Raw genomic sequence first — 25,824 nt, forward strand, 5'->3', positions numbered from 1 at the left:
TCCTTTTTTTATTTCGGGAGCCGGATATTTTTTTACTTACCCGTTACAGCCCCTTTTGAGTTACAAAAAACCGTTTCCAAACGGAAACGGCAAAAATCGGGGTTCCTTAGTCGATTTGATCGAGTTCGGCCATCCACAGCGAGCGGTCCGCGTCGCTTGGCATGCGCCAGTCGCCACGCGGGGAAAAGGAAATCGAGCCGACCTTGACGCCATCGGGCATGCAGTTGCGCTTGAACTGCTGCGTGAAGAAGCGGCGGTAAAAAGTCGTGATCGCCTGCCGGATCGTTTCTTTGGACACTTTCGGAAACGCCAGACAGCATAACGCGAAAATCTTTTTCGGCGATTCATGGAACCGAAGCATATGGTACAGGAAGAAATCATGCAAGTCGTAGCTGCCGAGCACTTCTTCCGTTTTCTGGGCAATCGTTCCATCCTGCTGGGGCGGGAGAAGTTCCGGGGACACCGGCGTGTCGCAAATATCGAGCAGCACGGTGGCCAGGGCGGTATCGCCTTCCTGCTGCGCCTGGATCGCGACGGATTCCACGATATAGCGCACAAGCGTTTTTGGGACCGAAGCGTTGATGGCGTACATGGACATATGGTCGCCGTTGTACGTGCACCAGCCAAGCGCCAGCTCCGACAAGTCGCCCGTTCCGATGACGATGGCGTTGTGCTTGTTCGCCAGATCCATTAAAAGCATCGTCCGGTAGCGGGCTTGCGAGTTTTCATATGTAATGTCGCGCGTGCTCTCGTCGTGGCCGATATCCGCGAAGTGCTGGCGCACCCCGTCCACGATCGAAATTTCCCGGGCGCTCGCGCCTAAGATTTCCATGAGCTGGTCGGCGTTCGACTTTGTGCGCGCCGTCGTACCAAATCCAGGCATTGTGATTGCGTGGATATGGCTTGGCTCATAGCCGAGCATATTGAACGCTTTGGCCACGACAAGCAAAGCCAAAGTCGAGTCCAGTCCGCCGCTGATACCAAGCACCACGTCGGTACAGCCGATTTTTTTTAGCCGGGTCGCCAGCGCGCACGCCTGAATCGTTAAAATTTTGTGGCAGCGCGCGATGCGCTGGTCGATATCGGACGGCACAAAAGGATAAGCGTCGATGCGCCGCGTCAGCTCGATGGTTTCCGGAACGGAAGAGGAAAACTCGACGACGCGATAATCCGCCAAAGCCGGCTGTTCCAGGCTCGTTTTAAAGTGGAGCCGGTCGGTGCGTAAATGCTGCAAGTCGATTTCGCCATACAAAACGGGTTGCGGATCGTACAGCGTCGTCTGCGCTAAAATCGCGCCGTTTTCCGCGATAAGGTCGTGACCGCTGAACACAAGATCCGAGCTGCTTTCATCCCGTCCCGCGCTGGCGTACACATACCCGCTGTACGTGGCGGCGGACTGGTGGCGGACAAGCTCGCGGCGATAGTCGTCTTTGGCGATGACTTCGTTGGATGCCGAGCAGTTGACAAGAACGTTGGCGCCGGCTAGCGCATGGTTCGAGCTCACCGGAATGGCGACCCACAAGTCTTCGCAAATTTCGATGCCAATGCACGCTTTGGAGGCGCGGTCCAAAAAGAGGATTCGATCGCCTACAGGAACCGTTTGGTTACCCAGCGTGATTTGACGCGTCTGGATTTCGCGCGCCGGCGTGAACCAGCGCGGCTCGTAATATTCGTTATACCCGGGAATGTGGGATTTGATATAGACGCCAAGCACCTTTCCGTTGAAAAGGAACGCCGCGCCGTTGATGAGCTTTCCTTCGACAACGAGCGGGACGCCAACGACGCAAGCCAGGTTGGCGGGCAGCTCTTTGGCCATGCGAAGCAGCTCGGCTTGCGAGGCTTCCAGCAAAGCTTCCTCGTAAAACAAGTCCTGGCAAGTGTAGCCGCTGACGGCCAGCTCGGGAAAGACGACCAGCTGGGTGTCGGTGTCTAGCCCGCGGGCGATTTCCAGCATGCCGTCGACGTTTTTTTTCGGGTTGCCAATGTGGACAGGCGGTGTCGCCGCGGCGACTTTGTAGTAGTTGAAACGTTTCATAGTGACTCCTTTATGAAAAGAAAGCCATCCGCTAGGATGGCTTGGATCTTAACCTTCTGATAATTCATGGAGACGATCGGCGTAAGCGGACTCATCCGACGTCTTCTTTTCGTTTTCGGTCGCGTACCGTTTGACAGCCGCACTCGATTTCGGGATTGGCTGCAGCGTACCGGCGCCGGCGACACAGCCGCCCGGGCAAGCCATTCCTTCGAGCAGATATCCGTTCAAACGGCCGGCTTTCGCCATCATGAGCATCGTCTTGCAGTTTTTCAAGCCTTCGGCGGCCTGCACTTTCACTTGCATTTCCGGATGTTCCTTCTCGATGACGTTTTTCACGGCTTTCGCCACGCCGCCGCTGACAGCGAATCCGCGACCATCGTTGGTTCCGGCCAGCAATGGTTCCTCCGCGACGATTTGTTCCAAATTGATGCCTTTCGCTTCGAACATGCCCATGACTTCCTCGAACGTGAGCACAAAGTCGACATCCGAGCGCACGGATTTGCGGCTGGCTTCCAGTTTTTTCGCCGCGCAAGGCCCGATGAAGACAACCTTGGCATTTGGATGGTCTTTTTTGATCATGCGCGCCGTCAAAACCATTGGCGTCAGCGCCATGGAAATGTAAGGGGCGAACTGCGGGAATTCCTTTTTCGCCATAACGGACCATGCCGGGCAGCAGCTCGTTGCCATGAACGGCTGTTTTTCAGGCACCTTGTCCAGGAAGTCCGCCGCTTCCTCGATCGTGCACAAGTCGGCGCCGATCGCCACTTCCACCACGTCCGCAAAACCAAGGGACATTAAAGCGGCTTTGACTTTGTCCGGCGTGACGCTTGGACCAAACTGGCCGACAAACGCCGGCGCGATGGCCGCGATGACCTCGTCACCCTCCTTGATGGAGTAAATGGTCTGGAAGATTTGTCCTTTGTCCACGATGGCGCCAAACGGGCAGTTCACCAGACACATGCCGCAGCTGACGCATTTATCGTAGTTGATCACGGCCTTGCCGTCCTCGTCGCTGCCGATCGCGTTCATGCCGCAGCTCGCCGCGCAAGGACGCTCGATTTTCACGATCGCCGAGTAAGGGCATGCGTCCATGCAGCGTCCGCACTTGATGCATTTGTCCTGGTCGATCAGCGAGCGGCCGTTCACGATGTGGATCGCGTCTTTTGGACACACTTCCGTACATTGATGGGAAAGGCATCCCTGGCAGCCGTTGGTCACGAAGACCTTTTTTTCCGGACACGCGTTGCACGCGAACTTGATTATATTGATCAAAGGATCATCATAATATTTCGTGGCAATGACACTTTCCTCGATGCCGTCGCTCAGCGCGCCGTATTCGGCCATTTCACGAAGCGGAAGCCCCATTCCAAGACGAAGACGCTCGCCAATGATCGCACGTTCCAGGAAGATGCTGTTGCGATATTTCGCCTTCGTTCCCGGCAGGATCTCGTAAGGGATCTCTTCGATCCGTTTTGCGTAGTCGATGTCGTCGGCGTAAGCCATCCGGGCGATTTCCGAAAAGACTTTCCGGCGAATATCGGTCACTGAATTATAGATTCCTCTCATAATTTCTCCTTCTATTCATTTGCTTTACTTATTATATCGGAAAACGGCCGGACAAGAAACCAAAATTCGTGAAAAAATGCACAACTTCAGGCAGAAGGAAAAGGACGTGGTACAATACAGACGATATAGATGAGGAACCAAGCAATGAAAGAAATACGGATTCATGAAAACGATGCCAACCAGCGGCTCGACAAGTTTCTGGAGAAGACGTTTCCCGAACTGAAAAAGGGCATGATGTACAAAGCCATTCGAAACAAGAAAATCAAGGTCAACCGCAAACGTGCGGATTTCGCGCAAATCTTGCAGCCCGACGACGTGATTTTGCTTTTTTTGCCCGACGACGTGCTAGTGCAAAAAGAAAAAAAAGTGCTCTTCAATTCCAATCTCGATGTCGTCTACGAGGACGACAACATCGTGGTCGCCGACAAGCCCGCGGGCCTGCTTTCCCAAAGCGCCAAAGAAGGGCAGGACTGCCTCGTGGAGCGTTTACGGGCTTACTTGTATCGAAAAGGCGAGTACGATCCAAAGCGTGAAAACCATTTCGCCCCCTGCATTTGCAACCGGCTTGACCGCAACACATCCGGCCTTGTGATTGGCGCCAAAAACGCGTACGCGGCGCGGGAGATCAACGCGGCCATTCAACAGCATTTGGTTCACAAGTTTTACCACGCCAAAGTCGAAGGCCATTTGCGCGACGACATGGACGTGACGCTGTATTTGAAAAAAATCGACACCATCGCGAAAGTAAGCGCCCAGCCGCGGGAAGGGTATGTGAAAGCGCAAATGCGCGTCCATCCGTTTCGCTTCGAGAAAGACGCGACGTGGATCAAAGTGGAGCTTGTGACCGGACGGTTTCATCAAATCCGCGCCTGCATGGCGTTTCTAGGCTTTCCGCTCGTTGGCGACCGCAAATACGGAAGCCATCGCCTAGAGGACATGCAGCTGGACGCGTATCGCATCGTAATCGACCCGATTGAAATGGAAATGGAGCAAAATGAGTTTAAAAAGTGACAATGCAGGTCACTTTTTTTTGCGTTTTGTCGTATATAAAGGTATGGAGAATATTTTTTGGAAGAGCCTCTGGCTCATTTACTGGCTTTGGATTGGCCGGATCGACTACAAAACCTACACCATTCCGAAGCGCTGGATCCTTCTTTCGGTTCCATTGGTCTGGGCGCAGTTTCAGGCCATCGAGCCGCTTTCTTTTGCTTATCCGCTAACCGCCCTTGCTTTGTGGGCGATCCGAACGCAATGGATCGGATACGCGGACGTCGTGTATTTGTTCGAGTTGGCGGCGCTGCTGGAGCCCGCGGCGATGAACCAGTGCCTGCTGATTGCCGTTTTGGCCGGCTTTGTCTTGGTGAAAGTCCGCCGATGCCCGCTCGTTCCGTTTGTGTCGTGCCTGGCGCTAGGCGTCGTAGTGTCCACCCTGCTTTGAGACAAGGGGTATGGTATACTGGGCGTATGACTTCAAAACAACAAAATCAATCGAAGATCCACGGACTCGTCCTTGGTGGAGGCGGGGCCCGCGGATGCTATGAGGTGGGAGCCTGGCAGGCGTTTCAAGACTGCGGGATCTCGTTTCAATGTGTGAGCGGCACAAGCATCGGCGCGATTGTCGGCGCCTTATACACCCAGCAAACCATCGAACCGCTCATTCGATTCGTTCACGAATTGCAGCCTAGCCATATTGTGGCCGACATGCCGGCGATTCCGGAAAATTTTGAAGAAATCGTCGCCAACCGGGACCAGCTGTTCGCTTTTCTTCGCGGCTATATGAAGGAGGGAACCGATATTTCACCGCTGCGGGACAGCTTGAGCCGCATGTTCGACTACGACCGGTTTATGGCTTCGCCAATCGACTTCGCGTGCATGACTTTCAATGTGACGACGATGAAAGGGGAGGCGTTTTATAAAAAAGACATGACAAAGGACGACGCGGTCGACATCATTTTGGCTTCGGCCTCGTGCTTTCCCGCTTTTCCGATGGCGAAGATCCACGACGACTTGTATATCGACGGCGGCTTTGAAAACAACCTTCCCATCCAGCTTTGTCAGACGATGGGGGCCGATGACTTTGTCGTCATCGACGTGCATGGTCCGGGACGGGTTCGCCGTATCGACGACGATTCCCGTTTGATCAAGCGGATCCAGCCGCTGCTGCCCATTGGCAACTTCCTCGATTTCAGCCAGGCGCAAGCCGTTCGCTCTTTGCGCATCGGTTACTTGGAAACGATGAAGTACTATGATCGTTTTTGCGGCTATTTGTTTACGTTTGATCGAAGCAGCTGGCCAAAGATTTATATGTGCGAGAAGTATTTGGATCTCGTATTGCATGGGCGGATCGAGGTTTCGTTTGAATTGACGGAAAAGGCGTACATGCGCATTCTTGGATACAAGCCCGCGCCCCTCGCCAACCGCTACGCCGAGGCGTACCGCTATGGCCGCCTTATCGAATGCCTGGCGTTCGAAGTCGGCATGGATCCGGTCCGGCTTTATGATTTCAACCACTTTTTGCGCGATTTGGACGAGCGGCTCGCCAGCCTGCCCGAACCGGCGGCTTTGGAAAATCCAAAGGCGCTTCACGAGTTTTTGCACAATCGAAAAAAAGAAGAAGTGCTACACTTCTTCCATATGGTTCTCGTTCAAAACAAAGGGCGTCTTCCGCTTGTTTACGAACCGCTAAAAACCGTTTTCGAGATCCAGTACGTCTTGGCCCAGGTGTGGTACGCCTTGCATATGTACTTGAGCAAAGCGCGCTAAAGACGGATCCAGACCGACTTCGATGTCGGTCTTTTGCTTGTTTTGGGCGGAAACAAACCCGAGATGAAAGCATTGCAGCAGCAGGACGCCATGTTTTTTGTTCGGATTGTACAACGGATCGTTGACGATTGGAAAGCCGCTTTGTGCCGCGTGCAGGCGGATTTGATGCTTGCGTCCGTGCACGATGCGCGCTTTCAGCAACGCGAATCCGCCATCGGCGCGCAAGGTTTGAAAAATCGTGGTCGCCTCCTTGCCGCCTGGACGGGCGATCATTTTGCGCGCGTCGTGGCGGTCGCGGGCGATTGCCAGCTCGACGATTTGCTGGTTTTGTTTTGGGCGCCCCTGCGTGATCAAATAATATTCTTTTTGGATGGTTTGGTCGCGAAACTGCGCGTCGTAAAAGCTTTGTAAAAACGGGATTTTACAAAAGAGCACCAGGCCGCACGTTTCGACATCGAGCCGATGGCACGCCTTGGCCCGAAAAGGAAAGCCCTGGCGGGCCAAATAGGCGTTGACGCCATCTTCCAGCGTGCAGGCGCCGCTGCCATCGTCATGCACGAGCGATCCGGCCGGTTTGTACGCGACAAGGCAGGTGTCGTCTTCATACACGATGCGCGCTTCCTGCTCGTGCCAGACTGGCGAATCGAAGCGTTTGAGCGTGACGGAAAAAGGACGGTTCGGGTGAATCGAGGAAGGAAGAACGATGTTTTTTTGCGCCGCCTTCGAGATTTTAAAGGTGTCCAGCCACGTGGCGATCGTCATGCTTTGATCGGGGCGGACGAGGACGCGGCCATCAGGTTGTACGTGAAATGTTGTCATGTGAACACGATAGCGCAAAAACCGAAAAACCGCAACGCAAGTTCATCGAATGGACATTTTGATCTTTTTTTTCTATAATGGAAATGGTTTAAAAAGAAATCAGAGCGAACGATCGCTCCAGGAGGATATACAATGAAATTATTTAAAGGAAAAAACGGCGAGCTTGTCGAAGTGCTTGGCGCGCCAGAAGAAGTGACATTGACGATCAACGAAGAGCCAATGGTTGAATTGAAAGCCGGATCGACGGACGCAGCGCAGGAAAAACACGTGCCGGCGGTAAAAAAAGAAGGCGACGAGCTGTTTGTTCAAGTTGGTGAAATCGAGCATCCAATGCTTCCAGAGCACTTCATTACGAACATCTGGGTTGAATATCCGGATGGATCCGTTGAACGCAAATCGCTGATCCCGGGAGAAAAACCGGTGGCGGTATTCGACGTCAAAGACAAAAACGGAAAAGTGACTGTGTACGAGTACTGCAATTTGCACGGACTTTGGAAAAAAGAACTCGAACTGTAGTATGATAAAAGCCGGAATGATCCGGCTTTTTTTGTGGAGGTAGGTATGGAAAGTGTATGGGGTAAATTAAAAAAAATCTTGCAAAATTACGAAGAGCTTGTCGTCCTCTCGCTGCTTGGCATCGGAATCGGGCTGCTTGTGTCCGTGTTTGAGGTGCTGTTTGGCTACGGTTTGAAAGCGATGATCGACATTCATGAAAGCGTCGGCAGCAAGCTTTTGCTCGGGCTGCCGCTCGCCGGGCTGTTGATCGTCTACTTGTTTCAAAAATGGGGAAAGAACGCGATCAAAGGGATGAATCTTGTTTTTGAAGTGTCGCAAGGCATCAGCCGGCACATTCCAAAACGGCTGATCTCGCTCATGGCGGCCGGAACGTGGATTTCCAATTTGTTTGGCGCCAGCGTCGGCCGGGAAGGCGTCGCGATGCAAATCGGCGCGACCGTCTCCCACGTGATTGGAGAGCGCTTTAAAAAATACGAGAACGCCAAGACGATTTTTTTAGTTTGCGGCATGGCCGCGGGATTTTCCGGCTTGTTCGGAACGCCGTTTACCGCGATTTTTTTCGCGATGGAAGTGCTGGTCGCCGGCGTGCTGAAATTTCGGGCGATGGCTCCGACGCTGACGGCTTCGTTTAGCGCCGCGTGGCTTTCCAGCCAGTTCGGGTTGTACAAAAGCAGCTATGATCTTGTCGTCTATGCGTACAAGCTGGATTGGAAAGTCATGATTCCGCTCGTGGTTTTAGGCATTGTTTTTGGCATCGTGGGCGGGGCGTTCGCCTGGGGGCTCGGAAAGATAAAAGCCCGAATCGCGGCCTGGATCCCCGATCCTTACACGCGCGTCTTTTTGGGGGCGATCGTGGCGGCGGCGCTGTTGTTTGTGCTGCATAATGGCCGCTACAGCATGCTGGGCGAAAATTTGATCGCGGCCAGCTTTCAATACGGAACCGTGTACTGGTACGACTGGATTTGTAAATTCGCGATGACGATTTTGTGCCTTTCCGTTGGTTTTATGGGCGGGGAGGTGACGCCGTTGTTCGCGATCGGGGCGACGCTGGGCTTTTGCTTGTCGGGCGTTTTCGGCATTCCGCCAACGATGTGCGCGGCCCTTGGCTACGCGGCGGTGTTTGGCGCGGGCACGAACACGTACCTGGCGCCAATTATGATCGGGATGGAAGTGTTTGGGTTTCAGTATTTTCCGCTTTTTTTCATCGTTTGCTCGGTGGCGTATTTAGTGAACCGGAACAAGTCGATTTACGCTTTGCAGCAAAGAGAGGGTTGACCTGAAGTCCACTCGAACGGATACAATAAAAAAATGAAAAGAAAGCGGGGAAGAGTTGAATGAAAAAGAAAAAGAGGAAATGGATTGCCGGGCTTCTGGCTTTCGGATTGCTGGCGGGCTGCCAAAAACCGGTTCAAAAACAAGCCGACACCCTTGTTTACGCGTCGCAGGACTATACGCGCATTGACCCGATCGTCGACGAGCACGGCGAAATCAATTTGCTGTTGTTCGACGGTCTGACGGCCCACGACGAGAACAACGATGTCGTGCCCGCCCTGGCGACAAGCTGGACGTACGACGAGGCCGCGCAAACATGGACGTTTCATTTGCGAAACGACGTGACGTGGCACGATGGCGAGCCATTTTCGGCCGAAGACGTAAAGTTCACGATCGAAGCCATCATGGATCCGGACAACGAATCGGAAAACGCGGCCAACTTTATGGATGTCGAATCCATTGAGACGCCCGACGGGCAAACCGTGATTTTCAAGCTGGCGGAGCCAAACGTGGCGTTTATCGACTATATGTCGATCCCGATTTTGCCAAAGCACTGCCTGGAAGGGGAAGACATGCAGACGTCGGACTTTTTCCGCCATCCCGTCGGAACGGGGCCTTACGCCTTGGAAGCGTGGGAAACCGGCCAGGCGATCACGATGCGCGCCAACGACGCGTATTTTGCCGGGGAGCCAAACATAAAAAACGTCGTGTTCAAGATCGTTCCCGACAGCAACGCCCGGGCCTTGCAGCTGCGAGGCGGAGAAGTGGATCTGGCCCAGCTGGCGCCCAAGGATGCCCAAGGTTTTAAAGACATGGAAGGCTTCGACGTCTACGATATGAAAACCGCCGACTACCGCGGCATATTGTACAACTTCAACAACCCGTACTGGCACCAAAACAAAGATATCATCCCGGCCATCAGCTACGCCATCGACCGCGACGCCATCGTGCAAAGCGTGTTGCTCGGGCAAGGAGAGGCGGCCTACTCCCCGATTCAGAAAAACGAGTACAACGACGAAGGCATGGAACGCTTTGACTACGATCCGCAAAAAAGCGAGGCGCTTTTGCAGGCGGCCGGATGCGTCAAAAACGAGGACGGTTTTTATGAGCGGGATGGAGAAATCATCGGTTTCACGCTTGTGGCGCCCGCCGACGATTCAGTCCGGCAGGACATTGCCCGGATCGTCGCCCAGCAGCTCAACGATGTCGGTATCGACTGTTCGATTGACGTGCCCGCGCAAGTCGACTGGAGCAAGCAGATGGCGTACGTTATCGGCTGGGGATCGCCGTTTGACGCGGACGACCACACGTTCAAGGTGTTCGGCAGCGGGCAGGCGGCCAACTACGCGTCGTACACCAACGCGGATGTCGACCGCTATTTGCAGGCGGCTCGAAGCAGCGCCGATCCCGCGGCGCGCAAGGTAGCGTATGCCAGCTTTTTGCAGGCGCTGACACAAGATCCGGCGTTTACGTTCATTTGCTACGTGGATGCCGACTACGTCGCCGACAGCCGGGTGCGCGGCATCGTTCCAGAGCAGGTGCTTGGCCATCATGGCGTGGGCATCTTCCAAAACATCGAGCAATGGACGATCAGTTAAGGGGACACGTTTCCCCTTTTCGTTTGAAAGGAGAGAGGAATGAAGAAAATCATCGAGGTTGAAAATCTGGATGTGCGGTTTTTACAGCCGCAAGGCGAGCTGCGGGCGCTTCGTGGCGTCGATTTGACGATCCAGGCCGGCGAGATTTTGTGCGTTGTCGGGGAAAGCGGCTGCGGAAAAAGCGTCCTGTGCAAAACGATAGCCGGCTTGCTGTGCAAGGAAGGCGTCATTCACAGCGGCGCGATCTGCTATGAAGGGGTCGATTTGCTGGCGTGTTCGAAACAGGAAAGCCGAACCATCCGGAAAAAAGCGTTTGCCGTCGTGCTCCAAAATCCGCAAACCGCGCTCGATCCCGTCATGAAAGTCGGCCGGCAGATGGACGAGGTGCTCAAGCTGCATCGGCCCGAACTCTCAAAACCGGCCCGCCGGTTGCGGCTGCTCGACGCGTTGAAGCAAGTCGGCATCCACGATCCGGCGCGGGTGCTGTCGCAGTATCCCCACGCGCTTTCCGGCGGGATGAAGCAGCGTGTTGTCATCGCGACGGCGCTGCTCAAGGAACCATCCGTTTTGCTGGCGGACGAGCCGACGACCGCGCTTGATCCGACCGTCGCGGGTCGGATCCTCGACTTGTTCGCCGATGTGCATAAGAGAAACCACATGACGATCGTTTTGGTGCTCCACGATTTGGCGGCCGCGTACCACTTCGCCAGCCGGGTCGCGATCATGTACGCTGGAAAAATCGTCGAAATCGGGACAAAGGAAGACGTCTTTGCCCATCCGCTGCACCCGTACACGAAAGCGCTGCTGGACGCGTTGCCTTCGCGAAACCTCGGAAAGCCGCGGCTGCCCGATCTTTCCGGCTTCGCGTTTTCCGAGGAGGCGATGCGGCCGTTTTCCTCGACGCATTGGGCCGCGGTGCCAAAAGGAGCATCCGATGCGCGATGAACAGGCGCTGCGCCTCGAACACGTCTCGAAGGCGTATGGCAGCGTGCAGGCGCTGGACGACGTTTGTTTGACGATTCATCAAGGCGAAGTGTACGGCTTGATTGGCGAGAGCGGCTGCGGCAAGACGACGCTGGCGCGCTGCGTCATGCAGCTGGAAACGTGGGACGAGGGCTCGATTTGGATCGACGGCCAGCCGTGTTCGAAAAAGCCAAACCGGACCAGACGAAGGGAACTCGCGAAAAAAAGAGCCATTGTCTTTCAGGAAGGGGCGGCGAGCCTCGATCGAAAAAGCCGGGTGCGCGAAGTGCTGCAGGAGCCGTTTCGCATCACGGGGCGGCCGGTCGACGAGGCGCGGTTGAAAGCGCTGCTGGCGCGCTGCCGGCTCGACATCTCGCTGATGGAGCGTTCATGCGCCACGCTTTCGGGCGGCCAGCTGCAGCGGCTGGCCATCGCCAGAGCGCTCGCTTTGGAGCCGGACTTGCTCGTGGCCGACGAGCCGATTGCCTCGCTTGACGTGTCGCTACAAGCGCAAATCGTCAATGTGTTTAAAGACTTGCAGGAAACGGAGGGCTTCGCGCTACTTTTGATTGGACACGACCTGGATATGATCCGTTTCGTGGCGGATCGCGTCGGGGTGATGTATGGCGGGCGTATCGTCGAGCAGGCGCGCACGGAAGACTTGTTTGGCGATCCGCGCCATCCGCACACGAAAGCGCTCATCGCCGCGGCGCTCCACGTGGACGAGGCGCGGCGGGATGACTTTTTATTTGAACAGCCCATTGAAAAAGATGGCGCGTACGAAGAAGTCAGCTTGGAGCATGTGGTATGGAAAGGAAAGAGGTCATGAAACGAATCGGAAAGAAAATCAGCGTGTTTCTCGTTTCGCTGTTCGTGCTGTCGTTTGTCACGTTCGCAATCGCGCGCCTGGCCCCTGGCGATCCGCTTGTGTCGTATTATGGCGAACGCGTGGAAAAGATGAGCGAGACGCAAAAGGCGGCAGCTAGAAAACGGCTGGGTGTTGACGAGCCGCTTCTCGTTCAGTACGGACGTTGGCTCGAACGCGCCGTCCATGGTGATTTCGGCCTTTCGTTTCAATATAAGCAGCCTGCCGGCGACGTGCTGGCGGCCCGTATTGGCAATACGCTTTTGCTTGGCGGGGCGGCGTACATCGTGCTGTTTCTGGCTAGTTTGCTCATCGGGGTCGGCTGCGCGCTGCACGAAGGAACGTGGCTGGACCGCGTGCTTGTGAAGGCGGGCACCGTATCCGCGTGCGTGCCGGAATTTTGGCTGTGTCTTTTGCTTATTTTCGTGTTTTCGGTCACGCTGGGATGGCTTCCGGCGTCGGGGGCGTACACGATTGGCCGCCAGAGCGACGTGCTGGACCGGCTCGCCCATCTCGTGCTGCCGCTGGCTGTCCTTGTTATTTCGCACGTGTGGTATTACGCCGCGCTCGTGCGAAACCGCCTGCTCGAGGAGCTTGGTAAAGACTATGTACTGCTAGGGCAAGCGAACGGCTTGTCGCTTGGGCGGATCGTGTGGCGTCATGGCGTGCCCAACGTGCTGCCAAGCTACTTGTCGTTGATGGCGATCGCGCTGCCGCATATTTTAGGGGGCACATACGTGGTGGAAATGGTGTTTTCGTATCCGGGTCTTGGCGCGCTGGCGTACGAGAGCGCGCGTTACCACGACTACAACGTGCTCATGCTCACGGTGCTGCTGAGCGGGACGGTCGTTTTGATGGCCAACGGGCTCGTCAACGCGCTGGCCCATCGTCTGGATCCAACGCAGGACGATACGCAAATCCTTCGTGAAAGCGAGGGCGAATGGCTATGAGGAAAAGGAAAAAGCGGTTTCCAGTCGTCGCGTTTGCCGGGCTTGGTCTCGTCGTTTTTGGTTGTTCGCTGGCGTCGGCGCAACCCCCGCGCATGGAGCTGGGACAGGCGAATATCGCCCCGGGTGTCTTGCACTGGTTTGGTACCGACCATTTGGGCCGGGACTTGTTCGCGATGATTTGGAGCGGCGGACGGGTGTCGCTGGCCATCGGCTTTTTGGGCGCGCTGGTGAGCGGGATCGTCGGGATCGTGGTCGGAACGACGTGCGCCTTTTCGAGTTCGAAGGTGGATGCCCTGCTTTGCAAGGGGATGGAAATCGTGCTAAGCGTGCCTTCGCTGCTGCTTGTGGTGCTCATTCAGTCGCTGGGAGGAGAAGGCTCGGTGTGGTCGCTCGCGCTGGTGATTGGTTTGACGAGCTGGATCCCGCTGGCGCTTGTCGTGCGCGCGGAAGTGCAAACGCTGCGGCGCGAGCCGTTTGTACAGGCGGCGTGGGCGATGGGTGCCGGTCCGTTTTATTTGCTGCGAAAACACTTGTTTCCCAACTTTTTTCCGTCGATCGCCTATATGCTGGTCATGAGCGTGCGCGACGCGATCGTGTTTGAGTCGACGTTGAGCTTCATGGGGCTTGGCATCGGATTCGAGCGCGTTTCGTGGGGAAGTTTGCTGTCGATGGCCGACCAGGCGTTTCTGGCGGGCACGTGGTGGATGATCGTTGTTCCCGGCGTGTTTCTTGTGCTCGTCATGACGTGTTTGAGCGATTTGGGCGAATTTATGCGGCGGCGCTGGAATGTATAACGCGCTATGGACTTTTTGACGGCTGGAAGTGTATAATAGGCTCAATCAAAAAGGAGAAATTTATGCTGAAATGTGAGCATTTAGTGAAAGACTATGTCACGGGGGACGGACTTGTCCACGCGATTCGCGATTTGACGATTACGTTTCGTGACAACGAGTTTGTTTCCATATTGGGGCCTTCCGGGTGCGGGAAAACGACGCTTTTGAACATCATTGGCGGGTTGGACAACTACAACGCGGGCAACTTGATCATCAACGGCCGCTCGACAAAAGACTACACGGATAAAGACTGGGACACGTACCGGAATCATCGAATCGGCTTTGTGTTTCAATCGTACAATTTGATCATGCATCAAAGCGTTCTTTCCAACGTCGAACTGGCGCTGACTTTGACCGGCGTCGAAAAAGAGGAACGCCGGCGGCGGGCCGTCGCGGCGCTGGAGAAAGTCGGTTTGCGCGACCAGCTCAACAAAAAGCCGACGCAAATGTCGGGTGGACAAATGCAGCGGGTCGCGATTGCCAGAGCGCTTGTCAACGATCCGGATATTTTGCTGGCGGACGAGCCGACGGGAGCGCTGGATTCAAAGACTTCGGTGCAAATCATGGATTTGCTTCAGGAAATCGCCAAGGACCGCCTTGTCGTGATGGTGACGCACAATCCCGAACTGGCGCATGTGTACTCGACACGGATCGTCGAGCTCAAAGACGGGCAGATCGTGAGCGATTCGAAGCCGGTCGACGAGAAAGAGAATTTGGAGGAAGCGGGCAAAGAAGCGCTCAAAAAGCCTTCGATGTCGTTTTGGACGGCTTTGTCGCTTTCGCTCAACAATTTGATGACGAAAAAGGGCAGAACGTTTTTAACGGCGTTCGCAGGCAGCATTGGCATCATTGGCATCGGGCTGATCATGTCGCTGTCCAATGGCGTGCAGTCGTATATCACATCGGTCGAAAACGACACGATGACGTCGTATCCGATTACGATCGAGGACAATACGATGGACATGTCGGTGCTGATGGGCGCGATGATGGATATGGGCGACGAGCGGACCGGCCACGACGATGACCGGATTTACACGAAAAACTTCGCGAACAAGATTTTGTCGTCCATCGCCCAGACCGAGTCGAACAACTTAACCGAATTCAAGACGTTTTTGCAGTCCAAAGACGGCGAGGCGTTCCGGTCGCTGGCCAAAGCGATCGAATACGACTACGATTTGACGATCCACGCCTACAACCCAAACGCGAAAACGGAAAAGGGACTTGTGCAAGTGGCGCCCAACGGCTTGATGGAAGCCATCGGGATGTCGGACATGATGTCGCTGCGCGAGCAGTTTTTGTCGAGTTCGATGAACGCGGGAAACGAGGTGTGGAACCGGCTGCCAGACAGCCAGGCTTTGCGCGACGACGAGTATGAACTAGTGGATGGACACTGGCCGGAAAACTATGACGAAGTGGTGATCGAGGTGGATGAAAACAACGAGATCAGCGACTATACGATGTATTCGCTCGGTTTGATGGACCAGGATGAACTGGTGGACAACTACAACGATTTGCAAGCGGGAAAAATCGACGAAATCGAGCCGGGCGAAAGTGTGGTGTATACGAAAGACGAATTGCTGGACACGACGTTCAAGCTCGTACTCAATTCTGCGTTTTACGAAAAACAGGGAAATCTCTGGATCGACAAAAGCGAGGACGAGGCGTTTGTCGACCAGCTCGTTCGCGATGGATTGGACGTCAAAATCGTCGGAATCATCCGGCCGGCGCAGTCGACGGTTTCGCACACGAGCATGGGCGGCGTGTACTATCCGCAGGCGATGCAGGATTATATCATTGAAAAGACGAACGAAAGCGACATTGTCCGGGAACAAAAAGAAAACAAGGAAATCAATGTGTTTACCGGCCGCGCCTTTTCGGACGAGGCGTTCGATCCCAACGCGCTCAGCGATGCCGAAAAAATGCAGCTGGCGCAGCTCGATCAAAAGCAGCTGATGGAGTATATGAACACGATGAGCGAAAACGCCAACGCGACGTATGCGTCCAACATGATCAAGCTGGGGGCCGTCGACCGCGACACGCCAAGCTCGATTTCGATTTACGCGTCCTCGTTTGACGACAAGGAGGCGCTGGGCGATTTGATTACGGCGTACAACGAAGAGCAGGAAGCGCTCGGCCACGAGGAAAACGTCATTTCGTACAACGATATGATTGGCGTCATGCTTTCGGGGGTCAGCGACGTCATCAACATGATTTCGTATGTGCTGATTGGATTCGTGTCGGTTTCGCTCATCGTTTCCAGCATCATGATTGGGATCATCACGTACATTTCGGTGCTGGAGCGCAAAAAGGAAATCGGGATTTTGCGGGCGATGGGCGCTTCGAAGCGCGACGTGCGCCGGGTGTTCAACGCGGAAACATTCATTGTCGGCTTGATCGCGGGTCTGATTGGCGTGGGCATCACCGTCTTGCTCAACTTGCCGATTTCCATGATCGTGCAGCACTATACGGATGTGGCGAACATCGCCGTGCTGCCATGGCAGGGTGGCGCGATTTTAGTGGCGATCAATTTGGTGCTGACGATGCTTGCGGGCTTGATTCCGGCCAGCATGGCTTCGAAAAAAGATCCGGTGGAAGCTTTACGAAGCGAATAATCGAAACGAAGGTGTATGAACGCCTTCGTTTTCTTTTCGGCAGGGTATAATGGAACTATGATGGAAATGTGGATTTTAATGGCGGCTGTGCTCATTTTTTGTGCGGTCGTCGTAGAAAAAATGACTTCGAAAGTGAAGCTGCCTATGCTGCTGGGGTTTATCGTCCTCGGGCTTTTTCTAGGCAACGGGTCTTTCTCGACGTTGCGTTACGACGATTATTCGCTAACGGAAACGATTTGCTCTTGCGCGCTGATCATCGTGATGTTTTACGGCGGGTTTGGAACCAACTGGAAGGAAGCGAAATCAACCGCTGTTTCGGCCGGCTTGCTGGCGAGTTTCGGCGTGGCGATCAGCGCGTTTGCGACCGCGGCGTTTTGCGTTTTCGTTTTGGGGTTCGCCCCATTGACCGGGTTGCTCGTGGGCGCCTTGGTTTCCTCGACCGACGCGGCAAGCGTGTTTAGCATATTGCGCTCGCAAAACCTTTCGTTAAAGTATCATACTGACTCCTTGCTGGAGGTGGAATCGGGGTCCAACGATCCGATGTCCTATATGCTCGTTCTCATCGTTTTGACGATGATGAAGGGCGGCATGTCGGCTTCGAGCGTGGTGGCGATGCTTGTCGTTCAAATCGTTGTCGGCTTTTTGACGGGATGGATCGTGTTTTTTCTCGGGCGTTTGTTTTTGCGGCGAGTCGATTTGGAGATCGCCGGCTTTTTGACGATTTTCATTTTCGCTTGCGCTTTGGCTTCGTACGGACTGGCTTCCGTTTTGGGTGGCAATGGCTATTTGGCGGTGTATGTGACCGGCATTTTGATGGGCAACGCGAAAATCGGTCAAAAAAAGGAGCTGGTGCATTTCTTCGACGGCTTGAGCGCGTTGATGCAAATCGTCTTGTTTTTCATTCTCGGCCTGCTCGCGCGGCCGGCGCTGATTTTCAAAATGCTGCCGGTTTCCTTTTTGGTTTTTCTCGCGCTTTCCGTTTTGTCCCGGCCTTTGGCGGTGTTTTTGATTTTAGGACTGAAAAAGGCGCCGTGGCGGCAAAGCGCTTTGGTGAGTTTCGCCGGTTTGCGCGGGGCGGCTTCGATTGTGTTCGCGATTATGGCGATGGTGGATCAAGCCGAATTCGGCCTGGATGTTTTTCATCTAGTGTTTGGCGTCGTTTTGTTTTCGATTGTGATTCAGGGATCGCTGCTGCCCTGGGCGGCCAGAAAGCTGGATATGGTGGATCAAAGCCACAGCGTGTTTAAGACATTTAACGATTACAGCGAGGAGGGCGATCTTTGTTTTTGCGAAGTGAAGCTGGACAAGACGTCGCGTTTCGCGAATCGGACGATCGCAAAGCTCGGTTTGCCGCCGGGACTGGCTGTGGCGCTCGTGCTTCGAAATGGAAAACGCCACGTACCGGACGGGGATTTCGTTTTGCGTCCTTTGGATACGTTGATTGTGACGGGAACGAAATTCGATTCGGCTGGAAAGCTGCTGGATCAGGAGCGAATCGACGAGGGGGACGAGCGGATCGGACAGCCGTTGTCCTCTCTTGAAGGGGATGTTCAGCGCCTGGTGTGCATTCAGAGGGGCGCCTCGTATATCGTGCCGGATGGTTCGACGGTTTTGTGTGGAAACGATCTTTTGATTTTTGTAAAGTCCTGAGAAAACAGGGCTTTTTTTCTGTTGATTTGTGATGTTTTTCACGAAAAATGAAAGCGCATTTATCAAAAATATTTGTTGCAAATGTATGCAAATATTTGGTACATTTAAACCGTTCGATTTTTTTTGTTGAAAAAAGAAGTTTCTTGTCCTAGGAAAAGCATTACAACTGGAAAATACTTGTAGATTTTGTTTTGTAAACGATTACAAATTGAACCAAAAAGCATTTTTAATTCATTTGAAAAGTGCTATAATTTTTTTAAGCTTAATAGTATATAGGAGGATACATATGGAACAAAATAATATGCTCGCGATGATACTTGCGGGTGGGCGTGGTACGCGTCTGTATGAGCTGACAAAAAAGACCGCAAAACCAGCCGTTTACTTTGGTGGGAAGTATCGTATTATTGATTTTCCAATTAGCAACTGCGCGAATTCGAATATCAATGTTGTCGGTGTTTTGACGCAATACGAGCCGGTTGAGTTGAACGCATACGCGGGCGCCGGACAGCGCTGGGGTCTGGATACGCGAGGAAGCGGCGTGTACGTCTTGCCGCCAAGTGAGAAAGATGGAACGAAATTCGATGTGTACCGCGGAACCGCGGATGCTATCACGCAAAACATCGAATTCATTGATACGTTCGACCCGGATTATGTGCTGGTTCTTTCGGGCGACCATATCTATAAGATGGATTATGACAAAATGCTGGCGGACCATAAGGCCAACAGCGCGGACGCGACGATCGCCGTTCTTCCGGTTTCCTGGAAAGAGGCGAGCCGTTTTGGAATCATGAATGTGGATGATGAGAGCCGCATCATTGAATTTGAAGAAAAACCGGCGGAGCCAAAAAGCAATTTGGCCAGCATGGGAATTTATATTTTCAACTGGAAGCTGCTGCGCAAGGAGCTGATCGAGGACGCAAAACGGGAAGGAAGCAGCCATGACTTTGGCCACGACATCATTCCTTCGATGCTGAATCAGGACAAGCGTCTGTACGCCTACCGCTTCGAGGGGTACTGGAAAGACGTTGGAACGATCGACTCGCTTTGGGAAGCCAACATGGATTTGCTGAACAAAAACAACGAACTCGATTTGGACGATCCAAACTGGAAGATCTACACAGCGGACATCCCGACGATGCCGCACTATGTAGGTCCGAATGGAAAAGTGGAACACTGCTATATCAACCAAGGCGCCATCATTCGAGGAAACGCCAAGGATTCCGTTCTTTTCAACAATGTGACGATTGAAGAGGGCGCGGATGTCCGCGAGTCGGTCCTCATGCCGGGCGTTCATGTCGGAGCGGGTGCGAAAGTGTACCGCGCCATCGTCGCCGAAGGAGTAAAAGTCGATCCTGAAGCTACCGTGGGTTCTTTGGACAGCAAGGAAATCGCTCTGGTCGCAAAGCGTGTGCGGAAAGGTGAATAGGGGTGAACGAATATGTTTAACGCGTTAGGAATCATTGCTTATAACAATACAAATGTTTATGTGGAAGGTTTGGAAAAATACAGACCGATCGCGGCGTTCAACTTTATTGGACGCTATCGTCTGGTGGACTTTCCGATTTCGAACATGACCAATTCCGGTATGTTCGATATTGATGTGTATGTCAACGGGAACCCGAAAGTTCTTTTTGAGCACATTGGATCGGGACGCCACTACAATATCAACTCGAAGCACGGCCACCTTGGGCTGGTGCCGGTTTTCCCGGATGGAACGCGGGCGGATGCCGTTCCGGATGTGGAAATGTACTATGAAAATTTAAACGACATCGAGTCGGATCCAAACGACTACGTGATCATCGCGCCGGTTAACTTCATTTACAAAGCGAACTACTCGGATCTGCTGGATACGCATGTGGCCAGCGGAGCGGATGTTTCGATTTTGTATCAGCGTATCGACAACGCGAAAGAGGCATTCCTCAAATGCGACGTGCTGTCGTTGAACAAGCAGAAAGGCGTTTTGGCGATCGAGGAAAATCTGGGTGCGACAAAAGTGCGCAATTTATCCTTGGGAACGTACATCATGTCCAAGCAGGTGTTCATTGACCTGGTGAAAAAAGCCCGTGCGACAAGCTCAATGTACTGGCTGAAAGATATTTTGAACGATTCGTGCAGCGAAATGGATATTCGCGCGATCAACTATCGCGGACACGTGTATCCAATCTACGATTTGGCATCGTATTACGCAAGCAACATGAAAATGCTCAACGATGAGAACATGAAAGACTTCAGCGATCCGAACTGGCCGATCTATACGCGTACTTACGACTCCGCGCCTTCGATTTATTTGAACGATGGAACGACAAGCCGTACATTCGTTTCGAACGGCTGCCAGATCAGCGGAAACGTGCACAACTCGATTATCGGCCGCGCCGTTAAAATCGGTAAAAAAGCGAAAATCGACGGATGCATTATTTTGCCGGAAGCCGTGATTGGCGACAACGCGAATTTGAAAAACGTGATCGTGGACAAAGGCGCCCGGATCATTCATAAAAAAGACTTGGAGGGTACGGAAGAAAGTCCTCTCTATATCGGAAGAAGGGAGACTGTTTAATGGCTTCGATTTTAATGGCCGCTTCCGAAGGCTTGCCATTTATTAAAACCGGTGGTTTGGCGGACGTAATTGGTTCGCTGCCGGCCGCGTTGAGCGATCTTGGTCACGAGGTGAAAGTCGTGATGCCTCTATACAAGAAGATCGCGGACAAATATATGGGAGATCTTCATTTTACAGCGGAATATACGGTATCCATCAACTATCAGGAAGTGCCTGTGCGCATTTATTCGAAGATGGTGGACAATGTTTGTTTCTTCTTTGTTCAGCATCAAGGATATTTTGAGCGTGACACACTGTACGGCTATCAGGATGACGGCGAGCGATTCGCCTATTTCCAAAAGGCCGTGATCGAGATGCTCAACCAGCTGAATTACTGGCCGAATATCATTCACTGCCACGACTGGCATACGGGAATGATTCCTTGCATGGTGAAGGAAACCCACGATTTCGACGCGCGTTATCGCTCGATTCGTTTTGTGTACACGATCCACAACCTGGCGTTCCAGGGCAATTTCGGGCCGGAAATGCTCGATTCCTGCTTAGGTCTGCCATACTACTTGCTGGACAACGGCAACGTCCGCTTCGATGGCGGCATTTCGTTTATGAAGTCCGGTATCCTGTATTCGGATAAGATCACGACGGTGTCCCCGACGTATTCGCAGGAGATTTTGACGCCGCAGTACGGAGAGCATCTGGAAGCGGTTCTTAATATGCGTAAATACGATTTGTGGGGAATCGTGAACGGAATCGACATCAAGCTTTGGAACCCGGCAACGGATCCGGAGATCCCTTACCACTTTGACAAGGTCAACTTGAAAGCGGGCAAGGCGCTGGATAAGAAGAGCTTGCAAGCCGAATTGGGCCTGGAGCAAAATCCGGATGTCATGCTGGTGGGATGCGTGTCCCGTTTGACGTGGCAAAAAGGCTTTTATTTGATGATGGAGCAGCTGGCAGCAATTTCGAACGCGCCGATTCAGCTGGTTATTCTCGGCTCGGGTGAAAGCAAGATCGAGGACGCTTTCCGCGAGCTTGAAAACTCGAATAAAGGAAAGATCGCTTTCTATAAAGGATACAACGAGTCGCTGGCGCATCGCATTTACGCGGCGTCCGACTTGTTCCTGATGCCAAGCTTGTTTGAGCCTTGCGGACTGTCCCAGCTTTGCTCGTTGCGGTACGCGACGCTGCCGCTCGTGCGCGAAACCGGCGGTTTGAAAGATACGGTCGCTCCATACAACGAATACGACAAGAGCGGCAACGGCTTCTCGTTTGCGGCGTACAACGCCAACGATCTCGTGCATACCTTGTACTACGCGGCCGACGTGTTCTACAACCGGAAAGAGGATTGGGATACGTTGATGACGAACGCGCTGAACTCGGATGTTTCCTGGGAGAAGAGCGCCAGAACGTATTCGCTGCTGTATAACGAATTGATGGGCCAGTAATTGGTTTAAAAGATGAGAAAGATCGGAATGAGCGCCTGTCTGGCGGGAAAATGCTGTAAATACAACGGCGAAAGCAACTACGCGCCATCCCTTTTAAAAAAATTTCAGGACGATGAGATCGTTTTGGTTTGTCCGGAACAGCTTGGCGGTTTGCCAACGCCGCGGACACCTTGCGAAAAGGTTGGAGAGCGGATTTTGACAAAAGACGGCGATGATGTGACGGCGCAATTTTTGAAAGGTGCGCAAGCCGCTTTGGAGCAGGTAAAGGATTGCGATCTTGTGATTTTGCAGAAGCGCTCGCCGAGCTGCGGAGTCCATCAAGTATACGATGGAACGTTTTCCGGACGGCTTGTGGAGGGGAGCGGAGTCTTCGCGCAAAAATTGAAAATGTCAAATATTCCAATAATGGAAGCGGAATCAGAAATATTGGAATAGGTATTGTTTTATTGCATGAAATGGCATAAAATACACTTAGATTTTAGGAGGAAAACATAATGAAACAAGTAACTGTAACTGTGATTGATCCAGTTGGACTTCACGCTCGTCCAGCAACTGTAGCGGTAAACGCTGCAAGCAAATTCAAAAGCGATATCAACGTGGCTTTTAAAGGACGCGAAGTAAACATGAAGTCGATCATGGGCGTTATGTCTTTGGGAATCCCGACACAGTCTGAAATCACGATTAGCTGCACTGGTGAGGACGAAGATGCTGCTGTCGCTGCGATCGAAGAAGTATTGCGCGCACAAAAAATCATCGCTTAATTCAGAAAAAAGTGAATTACAAAAAAGTCTCGTTTGAGACTTTTTTTCTTAAAGGTTTCATTATGAAAACGATTACAAATCGACGGCTAGATGCTATAATGAAAAAAATGAGGAGGAATTAATTAGAATGTCTGTTGTTGAAGAAAGATATGAAAAATGGGTAGGACATCCAAATCTGGACCCTCAATATCTCGATGTGTTGAAAGCGATGGATGCGGAAGAAAAAAACGACGCTTTTTACACACTGATTGAATTTGGTACGGCGGGAATGCGCGGCTTGCTGGGGCCTGGTACGAATCGAATTAATTTGCATACGATTCGCAAGGCGACCCAGGGGTTTGCGAACTACATCAAAGCGCATGGGGAGGCGGCTTGCGAAGCGGGAATCGCAATCGGCTACGACAATCGTCACATGTCGCGGGAATTCGCGTTTGACAGCGCGAAGCTGCTGGCGAAAAACGGTATTAAATCGTACGTGTTCGAATCGCTTCGTCCGACACCGGAGCTAAGCTTCGCGGTTCGGGAGCTGGGCTGCTTTGGCGGCATTATGATTACGGCCAGCCACAATCCGAAAGAATATAACGGATACAAATTGTATGACGAAAAAGGATGCCAGCTCGTTCCGGCTCTTGCTGCCCAAGTCATTGATCAAGTTAATGCGATCGAAGACGAACTGGCAATCGACACGAATGTCACACCGGAAGAGGAAAAACGGATTACAGTTATTGGAAAAAAAGTGGACGATTCGTACTACGCGAAAGTTCTTGGAATTCAGTTGAATCCAGAAGTGAAAAAAGATATTAAAATCGTGTTCTCTCCGGAGCATGGAACGGCGAACATTCCGGTGCAAGTCGTATACAGACGGGCTGGATATCATTGCATTCCGGTGGAAGAGCAATGCTCGCCAGATCCGGATTTCTCGAACACGCCTACGCCAAACCCGGAACAGCCGGGCGCTTACGAACTGGCATTGAAATACGCTGCCGACAACGATGCCGATATCATTTTGGTGTGCGATCCAGATGCGGACCGGATGGGTGTTGGAGTAAAACACGATGGCGAATATGTTGTCATGACCGGTAACCAATCGGGCGCTGTTTTACTTGAGTACATCCTTTCGCAAATGGAAGAAAAGGATATCATGCCTTCGAATCCGGTGATGTTCAATACTGTTGTAACAAGCGACCTTGGAGAGAAAGTCGCAAAGGCGCATGGCGTTGAAACGGAGAAAACGCTGACAGGCTTTAAATTCATTGGCGAAAAAGTCGCAAAATATGAAAAAACAGGCGAGAAGAACTATGTGTTTGGCTACGAGGAAAGCTATGGCTCGTTGATCAAACCGTTTGTTCGTGACAAAGACGCTCCACAAGCTTGTTTGATGCTAGCGGAAGCGGCCGCTTACTACAAGGAAAAAGGGAAAGACCTTGTCGATGTTTTAAACGATTTGTACGCGCAGCACGGCACGTATGAGGAAAGCCAAGTGGCTCTTACGCTTTCCGGCGAAGCGGGCGCGAACCGGATCAAACAAATTTTGGCGGATTTAAGAAAAGACGCGCCAAAGGAAATCAATGGAACGCCAGTTGTCCGCGCCGAGGATTACAACGAATGCACAATTACCGAAAATGGTGAAACGACGGAATTGACCGGTTTCACGAAATCGGATGTGTTGAAGTATTATCTGGCGGATGGAAGCTGGATTGCGGTGCGTCCAAGTGGAACGGAACCAAAATGTAAATTCTATTTCTGCATTGTTGGCAAAGACAAAGAAGACGCCCACAACAAGACACTCGCTTATCAAAAAGCGATGGCGGAACTGACAGGAACCGCTGAATAACCAAAAAAGCCCGGATTCCGGGTTTTTTTAATGGATCTATGGACGAAATGTTGTCAGCTTGCCCATTGTCGGCTATAATGGCGAGTATGAAAAAGAAAAAAAATATCGTGTTGCGGATTCTTTGCGCCATGTTGTTTGTGCTGCTGTCTGGAATCATTATGCTTTCGATTTATACATTATCCAACGAGGATGGTTTTGATTCCAGCGTTCGCAGTGAAAGTGTGACGGAATCATTGAAACAGGAAGTGAAGGATCGCCTGGAAAACACACCGGAAGGGGTGGCCTTGTCAGAGCGAATCAAAGGAATCGTGATCCGCTTTTCACCTTATGGAAGCGACTGGAACGCAAATGTGCGCAAATTAGCCCATTTTTCGATTTACTTCGCGTTGGCGTCGATGATTTATATCACTTTGGCTATCCTTGGATGCAAAAAGCTTTCCAGAATTTTTCTCACCGTCCTCGCATGTGGTGTGTTTGCGGTTTTCGACGAGCTCCATCAAGGCGATGTCATGGGAAGGACAATGTCGAAGCGCGATGTGCTCATTGATATGCTTGGCGCTTGTACCGCAATCGGGGGATTGACAGTGATTTCCATCGTTTATTCGTTGATTTCATGGGTTGGAAAAGGAATCTTTGAATCGTGAGAAAGAGCGGAAACGCTCTTTTTTTGTTGTCTGAAAATTAAAAATGTATAAAAGAAGTTTTGGACGGTTATGAGAAAGATCCATCAAAACCCCTCCTTTTTCCTCTTTTTATCTGTCATCTAAATTTATTTAAAAAAGATATAAAAA

At 52.5% G+C, this 25,824-nt stretch carries 22 protein-coding genes; 19 read left to right on the forward strand and 3 right to left on the reverse strand.

Features of this window, described 5'->3' with window-relative positions; translation table 11 throughout:
- Window positions 1-106: 106 nt before the first annotated feature.
- A complete protein-coding gene (locus E5336_RS10795) occupies window positions 107-2,035 on the reverse strand; it encodes an NAD(+) synthase (RefSeq protein WP_135981111.1) in 1,929 nt (642 codons plus the stop codon).
- A gap of 48 nt (window positions 2,036-2,083) precedes the next feature.
- Window positions 2,084-3,601, reverse strand: a complete 1,518-nt coding sequence (locus E5336_RS10800; RefSeq protein ID WP_135981112.1) for a 4Fe-4S dicluster domain-containing protein — start codon at window positions 3,599-3,601, stop codon at window positions 2,084-2,086.
- Window positions 3,602-3,745: 144 nt separating this feature from the next.
- Here E5336_RS10800 and E5336_RS10805 point away from each other — a divergent pair, with 144 nt between their 5' ends.
- The 3 genes from E5336_RS10805 to E5336_RS10810 are packed head-to-tail and all read left to right on the forward strand — an operon-like array spanning window position 3,746 to window position 6,364.
- Window positions 3,746-4,612: a pseudouridine synthase gene (locus E5336_RS10805; RefSeq protein ID WP_168353651.1), complete on the forward strand. Its 867-nt coding sequence runs from the start codon at window positions 3,746-3,748 to the stop codon at window positions 4,610-4,612.
- A gap of 43 nt (window positions 4,613-4,655) precedes the next feature.
- Window positions 4,656-5,039, forward strand: a complete 384-nt coding sequence (locus E5336_RS12470) for a hypothetical protein (protein ID WP_168353652.1) — start codon at window positions 4,656-4,658, stop codon at window positions 5,037-5,039.
- A 26-nt stretch (window positions 5,040-5,065) separates the two neighbouring features.
- A complete protein-coding gene (locus E5336_RS10810; protein ID WP_168353653.1) occupies window positions 5,066-6,364 on the forward strand; it encodes a patatin-like phospholipase family protein in 1,299 nt (432 codons plus the stop codon).
- Here the strand turns inward: E5336_RS10810 and E5336_RS10815 are convergent.
- Window positions 6,284-7,183 (reverse strand): RluA family pseudouridine synthase, encoded by a 900-nt coding sequence (locus tag E5336_RS10815; protein WP_135981115.1) that lies wholly within the window; start codon window positions 7,181-7,183, stop codon window positions 6,284-6,286. The genes E5336_RS10810 and E5336_RS10815 overlap by 81 nt on opposite strands.
- 132 nt (window positions 7,184-7,315) lie before the next feature.
- Between E5336_RS10815 and E5336_RS10820 the strand changes: the two genes are divergently transcribed.
- The 16 genes from E5336_RS10820 to E5336_RS10895 all read left to right on the forward strand — a co-directional run bounded on the left by E5336_RS10820 (window position 7,316) and on the right by E5336_RS10895 (window position 25,677).
- Window positions 7,316-7,699: a desulfoferrodoxin family protein gene (locus E5336_RS10820; RefSeq protein ID WP_135981116.1), complete on the forward strand. Its 384-nt coding sequence runs from the start codon at window positions 7,316-7,318 to the stop codon at window positions 7,697-7,699.
- Between the two features lie 45 nt (window positions 7,700-7,744).
- Window positions 7,745-8,974, forward strand: a complete 1,230-nt coding sequence (locus E5336_RS10825; protein WP_135981117.1) for a chloride channel protein — start codon at window positions 7,745-7,747, stop codon at window positions 8,972-8,974.
- 59 nt (window positions 8,975-9,033) lie between these two features.
- Window positions 9,034-10,569 (forward strand): ABC transporter substrate-binding protein, encoded by a 1,536-nt coding sequence (locus E5336_RS10830; protein ID WP_135981118.1) that lies wholly within the window; start codon window positions 9,034-9,036, stop codon window positions 10,567-10,569.
- A gap of 39 nt (window positions 10,570-10,608) precedes the next feature.
- Window positions 10,609-11,514: an ABC transporter ATP-binding protein gene (locus E5336_RS10835; RefSeq protein ID WP_135981119.1), complete on the forward strand. Its 906-nt coding sequence runs from the start codon at window positions 10,609-10,611 to the stop codon at window positions 11,512-11,514.
- Window positions 11,504-12,361 carry an ABC transporter ATP-binding protein gene (locus E5336_RS10840; RefSeq protein ID WP_135981120.1) on the forward strand — a complete coding sequence of 286 codons (858 nt, stop codon included), beginning with the start codon at window positions 11,504-11,506 and terminating at the stop codon, window positions 12,359-12,361. The genes E5336_RS10835 and E5336_RS10840 overlap by 11 nt, the downstream gene beginning before the upstream one ends.
- The gene (locus E5336_RS10845) at window positions 12,358-13,347 is read left to right on the forward strand and encodes an ABC transporter permease (protein ID WP_277820856.1); all 990 of its coding nucleotides are present in this window, start codon (window positions 12,358-12,360) and stop codon (window positions 13,345-13,347) included. Before E5336_RS10840 ends, E5336_RS10845 begins: the two co-directional genes overlap by 4 nt.
- The gene (locus E5336_RS10850) at window positions 13,344-14,141 is read left to right on the forward strand and encodes an ABC transporter permease (RefSeq protein ID WP_168353654.1); all 798 of its coding nucleotides are present in this window, start codon (window positions 13,344-13,346) and stop codon (window positions 14,139-14,141) included. Before E5336_RS10845 ends, E5336_RS10850 begins: the two co-directional genes overlap by 4 nt.
- Before the next feature lie 62 nt (window positions 14,142-14,203).
- Complete coding sequence (locus tag E5336_RS10855; RefSeq protein WP_135981123.1) at window positions 14,204-16,792, forward strand: ABC transporter ATP-binding protein/permease; 2,589 nt, start codon at window positions 14,204-14,206, stop codon at window positions 16,790-16,792.
- 57 nt (window positions 16,793-16,849) lie between these two features.
- Window positions 16,850-18,442 (forward strand): potassium/proton antiporter, encoded by a 1,593-nt coding sequence (locus E5336_RS10860; protein WP_168353655.1) that lies wholly within the window; start codon window positions 16,850-16,852, stop codon window positions 18,440-18,442.
- A gap of 286 nt (window positions 18,443-18,728) precedes the next feature.
- Window positions 18,729-19,868, forward strand: a complete 1,140-nt coding sequence (locus tag E5336_RS10865; protein ID WP_135981125.1) for a glucose-1-phosphate adenylyltransferase — start codon at window positions 18,729-18,731, stop codon at window positions 19,866-19,868.
- 12 nt (window positions 19,869-19,880) lie between these two features.
- Window positions 19,881-20,996 carry a glucose-1-phosphate adenylyltransferase subunit GlgD gene (glgD, locus tag E5336_RS10870; RefSeq protein ID WP_135981126.1) on the forward strand — a complete coding sequence of 372 codons (1,116 nt, stop codon included), beginning with the start codon at window positions 19,881-19,883 and terminating at the stop codon, window positions 20,994-20,996.
- A complete protein-coding gene (gene glgA / locus E5336_RS10875; protein WP_135981127.1) occupies window positions 20,996-22,438 on the forward strand; it encodes a glycogen synthase GlgA in 1,443 nt (480 codons plus the stop codon). The genes glgD and glgA overlap by 1 nt, the downstream gene beginning before the upstream one ends.
- 12 nt (window positions 22,439-22,450) lie before the next feature.
- On the forward strand, window positions 22,451-22,873 hold the full coding sequence (locus tag E5336_RS10880; protein ID WP_135981128.1) for a 2-thiouracil desulfurase family protein: 423 nt from the start codon (window positions 22,451-22,453) through the stop codon (window positions 22,871-22,873).
- A 59-nt stretch (window positions 22,874-22,932) separates the two neighbouring features.
- Window positions 22,933-23,199 (forward strand): phosphocarrier protein HPr, encoded by a 267-nt coding sequence (locus E5336_RS10885; protein WP_016319277.1) that lies wholly within the window; start codon window positions 22,933-22,935, stop codon window positions 23,197-23,199.
- A 127-nt stretch (window positions 23,200-23,326) separates the two neighbouring features.
- Complete coding sequence (locus E5336_RS10890; RefSeq protein WP_135981129.1) at window positions 23,327-25,033, forward strand: phospho-sugar mutase; 1,707 nt, start codon at window positions 23,327-23,329, stop codon at window positions 25,031-25,033.
- 86 nt (window positions 25,034-25,119) lie between these two features.
- Complete coding sequence (locus E5336_RS10895) at window positions 25,120-25,677, forward strand: VanZ family protein (RefSeq protein ID WP_135981130.1); 558 nt, start codon at window positions 25,120-25,122, stop codon at window positions 25,675-25,677.
- Window positions 25,678-25,824: the final 147 nt, after the last annotated feature.

It is taken from the genome of Dubosiella muris (assembly GCF_004793885.1).
Classification (GTDB): Bacteria; Bacillota_I; Bacilli_A; order Erysipelotrichales; family Erysipelotrichaceae; genus Dubosiella; species Dubosiella muris.

Excerpts from the sequence above, each read along its gene's own strand:
- E5336_RS10885 (WP_016319277.1), top strand. The coding sequence starts at position 22,933 with ATGAAACAAGTAACTGTAACTGTGATTGATCCAGTTGGACTTCACGCT.
- E5336_RS10815 (WP_135981115.1), bottom strand. The coding sequence starts at position 7,183 with ATGACAACATTTCACGTACAACCTGATGGCCGCGTCCTCGTCCGCCCC.
- E5336_RS10835 (WP_135981119.1), top strand. The coding sequence starts at position 10,609 with ATGAAGAAAATCATCGAGGTTGAAAATCTGGATGTGCGGTTTTTACAG.
- E5336_RS10850 (WP_168353654.1), top strand. The coding sequence starts at position 13,344 with ATGAGGAAAAGGAAAAAGCGGTTTCCAGTCGTCGCGTTTGCCGGGCTT.
- E5336_RS10855 (WP_135981123.1), top strand. The coding sequence starts at position 14,204 with ATGCTGAAATGTGAGCATTTAGTGAAAGACTATGTCACGGGGGACGGA.
- glgD (WP_135981126.1), top strand. The coding sequence starts at position 19,881 with ATGTTTAACGCGTTAGGAATCATTGCTTATAACAATACAAATGTTTAT.
- glgA (WP_135981127.1), top strand. The coding sequence starts at position 20,996 with ATGGCTTCGATTTTAATGGCCGCTTCCGAAGGCTTGCCATTTATTAAA.
- E5336_RS10830 (WP_135981118.1), top strand. The coding sequence starts at position 9,034 with ATGAAAAAGAAAAAGAGGAAATGGATTGCCGGGCTTCTGGCTTTCGGA.
- E5336_RS10795 (WP_135981111.1), bottom strand. The coding sequence starts at position 2,035 with ATGAAACGTTTCAACTACTACAAAGTCGCCGCGGCGACACCGCCTGTC.
- E5336_RS10810 (WP_168353653.1), top strand. The coding sequence starts at position 5,066 with ATGACTTCAAAACAACAAAATCAATCGAAGATCCACGGACTCGTCCTT.
- E5336_RS10895 (WP_135981130.1), top strand. The coding sequence starts at position 25,120 with ATGAAAAAGAAAAAAAATATCGTGTTGCGGATTCTTTGCGCCATGTTG.
- E5336_RS10865 (WP_135981125.1), top strand. The coding sequence starts at position 18,729 with ATGGAACAAAATAATATGCTCGCGATGATACTTGCGGGTGGGCGTGGT.
- E5336_RS10890 (WP_135981129.1), top strand. The coding sequence starts at position 23,327 with ATGTCTGTTGTTGAAGAAAGATATGAAAAATGGGTAGGACATCCAAAT.
- E5336_RS12470 (WP_168353652.1), top strand. The coding sequence starts at position 4,656 with ATGGAGAATATTTTTTGGAAGAGCCTCTGGCTCATTTACTGGCTTTGG.
- E5336_RS10820 (WP_135981116.1), top strand. The coding sequence starts at position 7,316 with ATGAAATTATTTAAAGGAAAAAACGGCGAGCTTGTCGAAGTGCTTGGC.
- E5336_RS10805 (WP_168353651.1), top strand. The coding sequence starts at position 3,746 with ATGAAAGAAATACGGATTCATGAAAACGATGCCAACCAGCGGCTCGAC.
- E5336_RS10880 (WP_135981128.1), top strand. The coding sequence starts at position 22,451 with ATGAGAAAGATCGGAATGAGCGCCTGTCTGGCGGGAAAATGCTGTAAA.
- E5336_RS10845 (WP_277820856.1), top strand. The coding sequence starts at position 12,358 with ATGAAACGAATCGGAAAGAAAATCAGCGTGTTTCTCGTTTCGCTGTTC.
- E5336_RS10800 (WP_135981112.1), bottom strand. The coding sequence starts at position 3,601 with ATGAGAGGAATCTATAATTCAGTGACCGATATTCGCCGGAAAGTCTTT.
- E5336_RS10860 (WP_168353655.1), top strand. The coding sequence starts at position 16,850 with ATGATGGAAATGTGGATTTTAATGGCGGCTGTGCTCATTTTTTGTGCG.
- E5336_RS10825 (WP_135981117.1), top strand. The coding sequence starts at position 7,745 with ATGGAAAGTGTATGGGGTAAATTAAAAAAAATCTTGCAAAATTACGAA.
- E5336_RS10840 (WP_135981120.1), top strand. The coding sequence starts at position 11,504 with ATGCGCGATGAACAGGCGCTGCGCCTCGAACACGTCTCGAAGGCGTAT.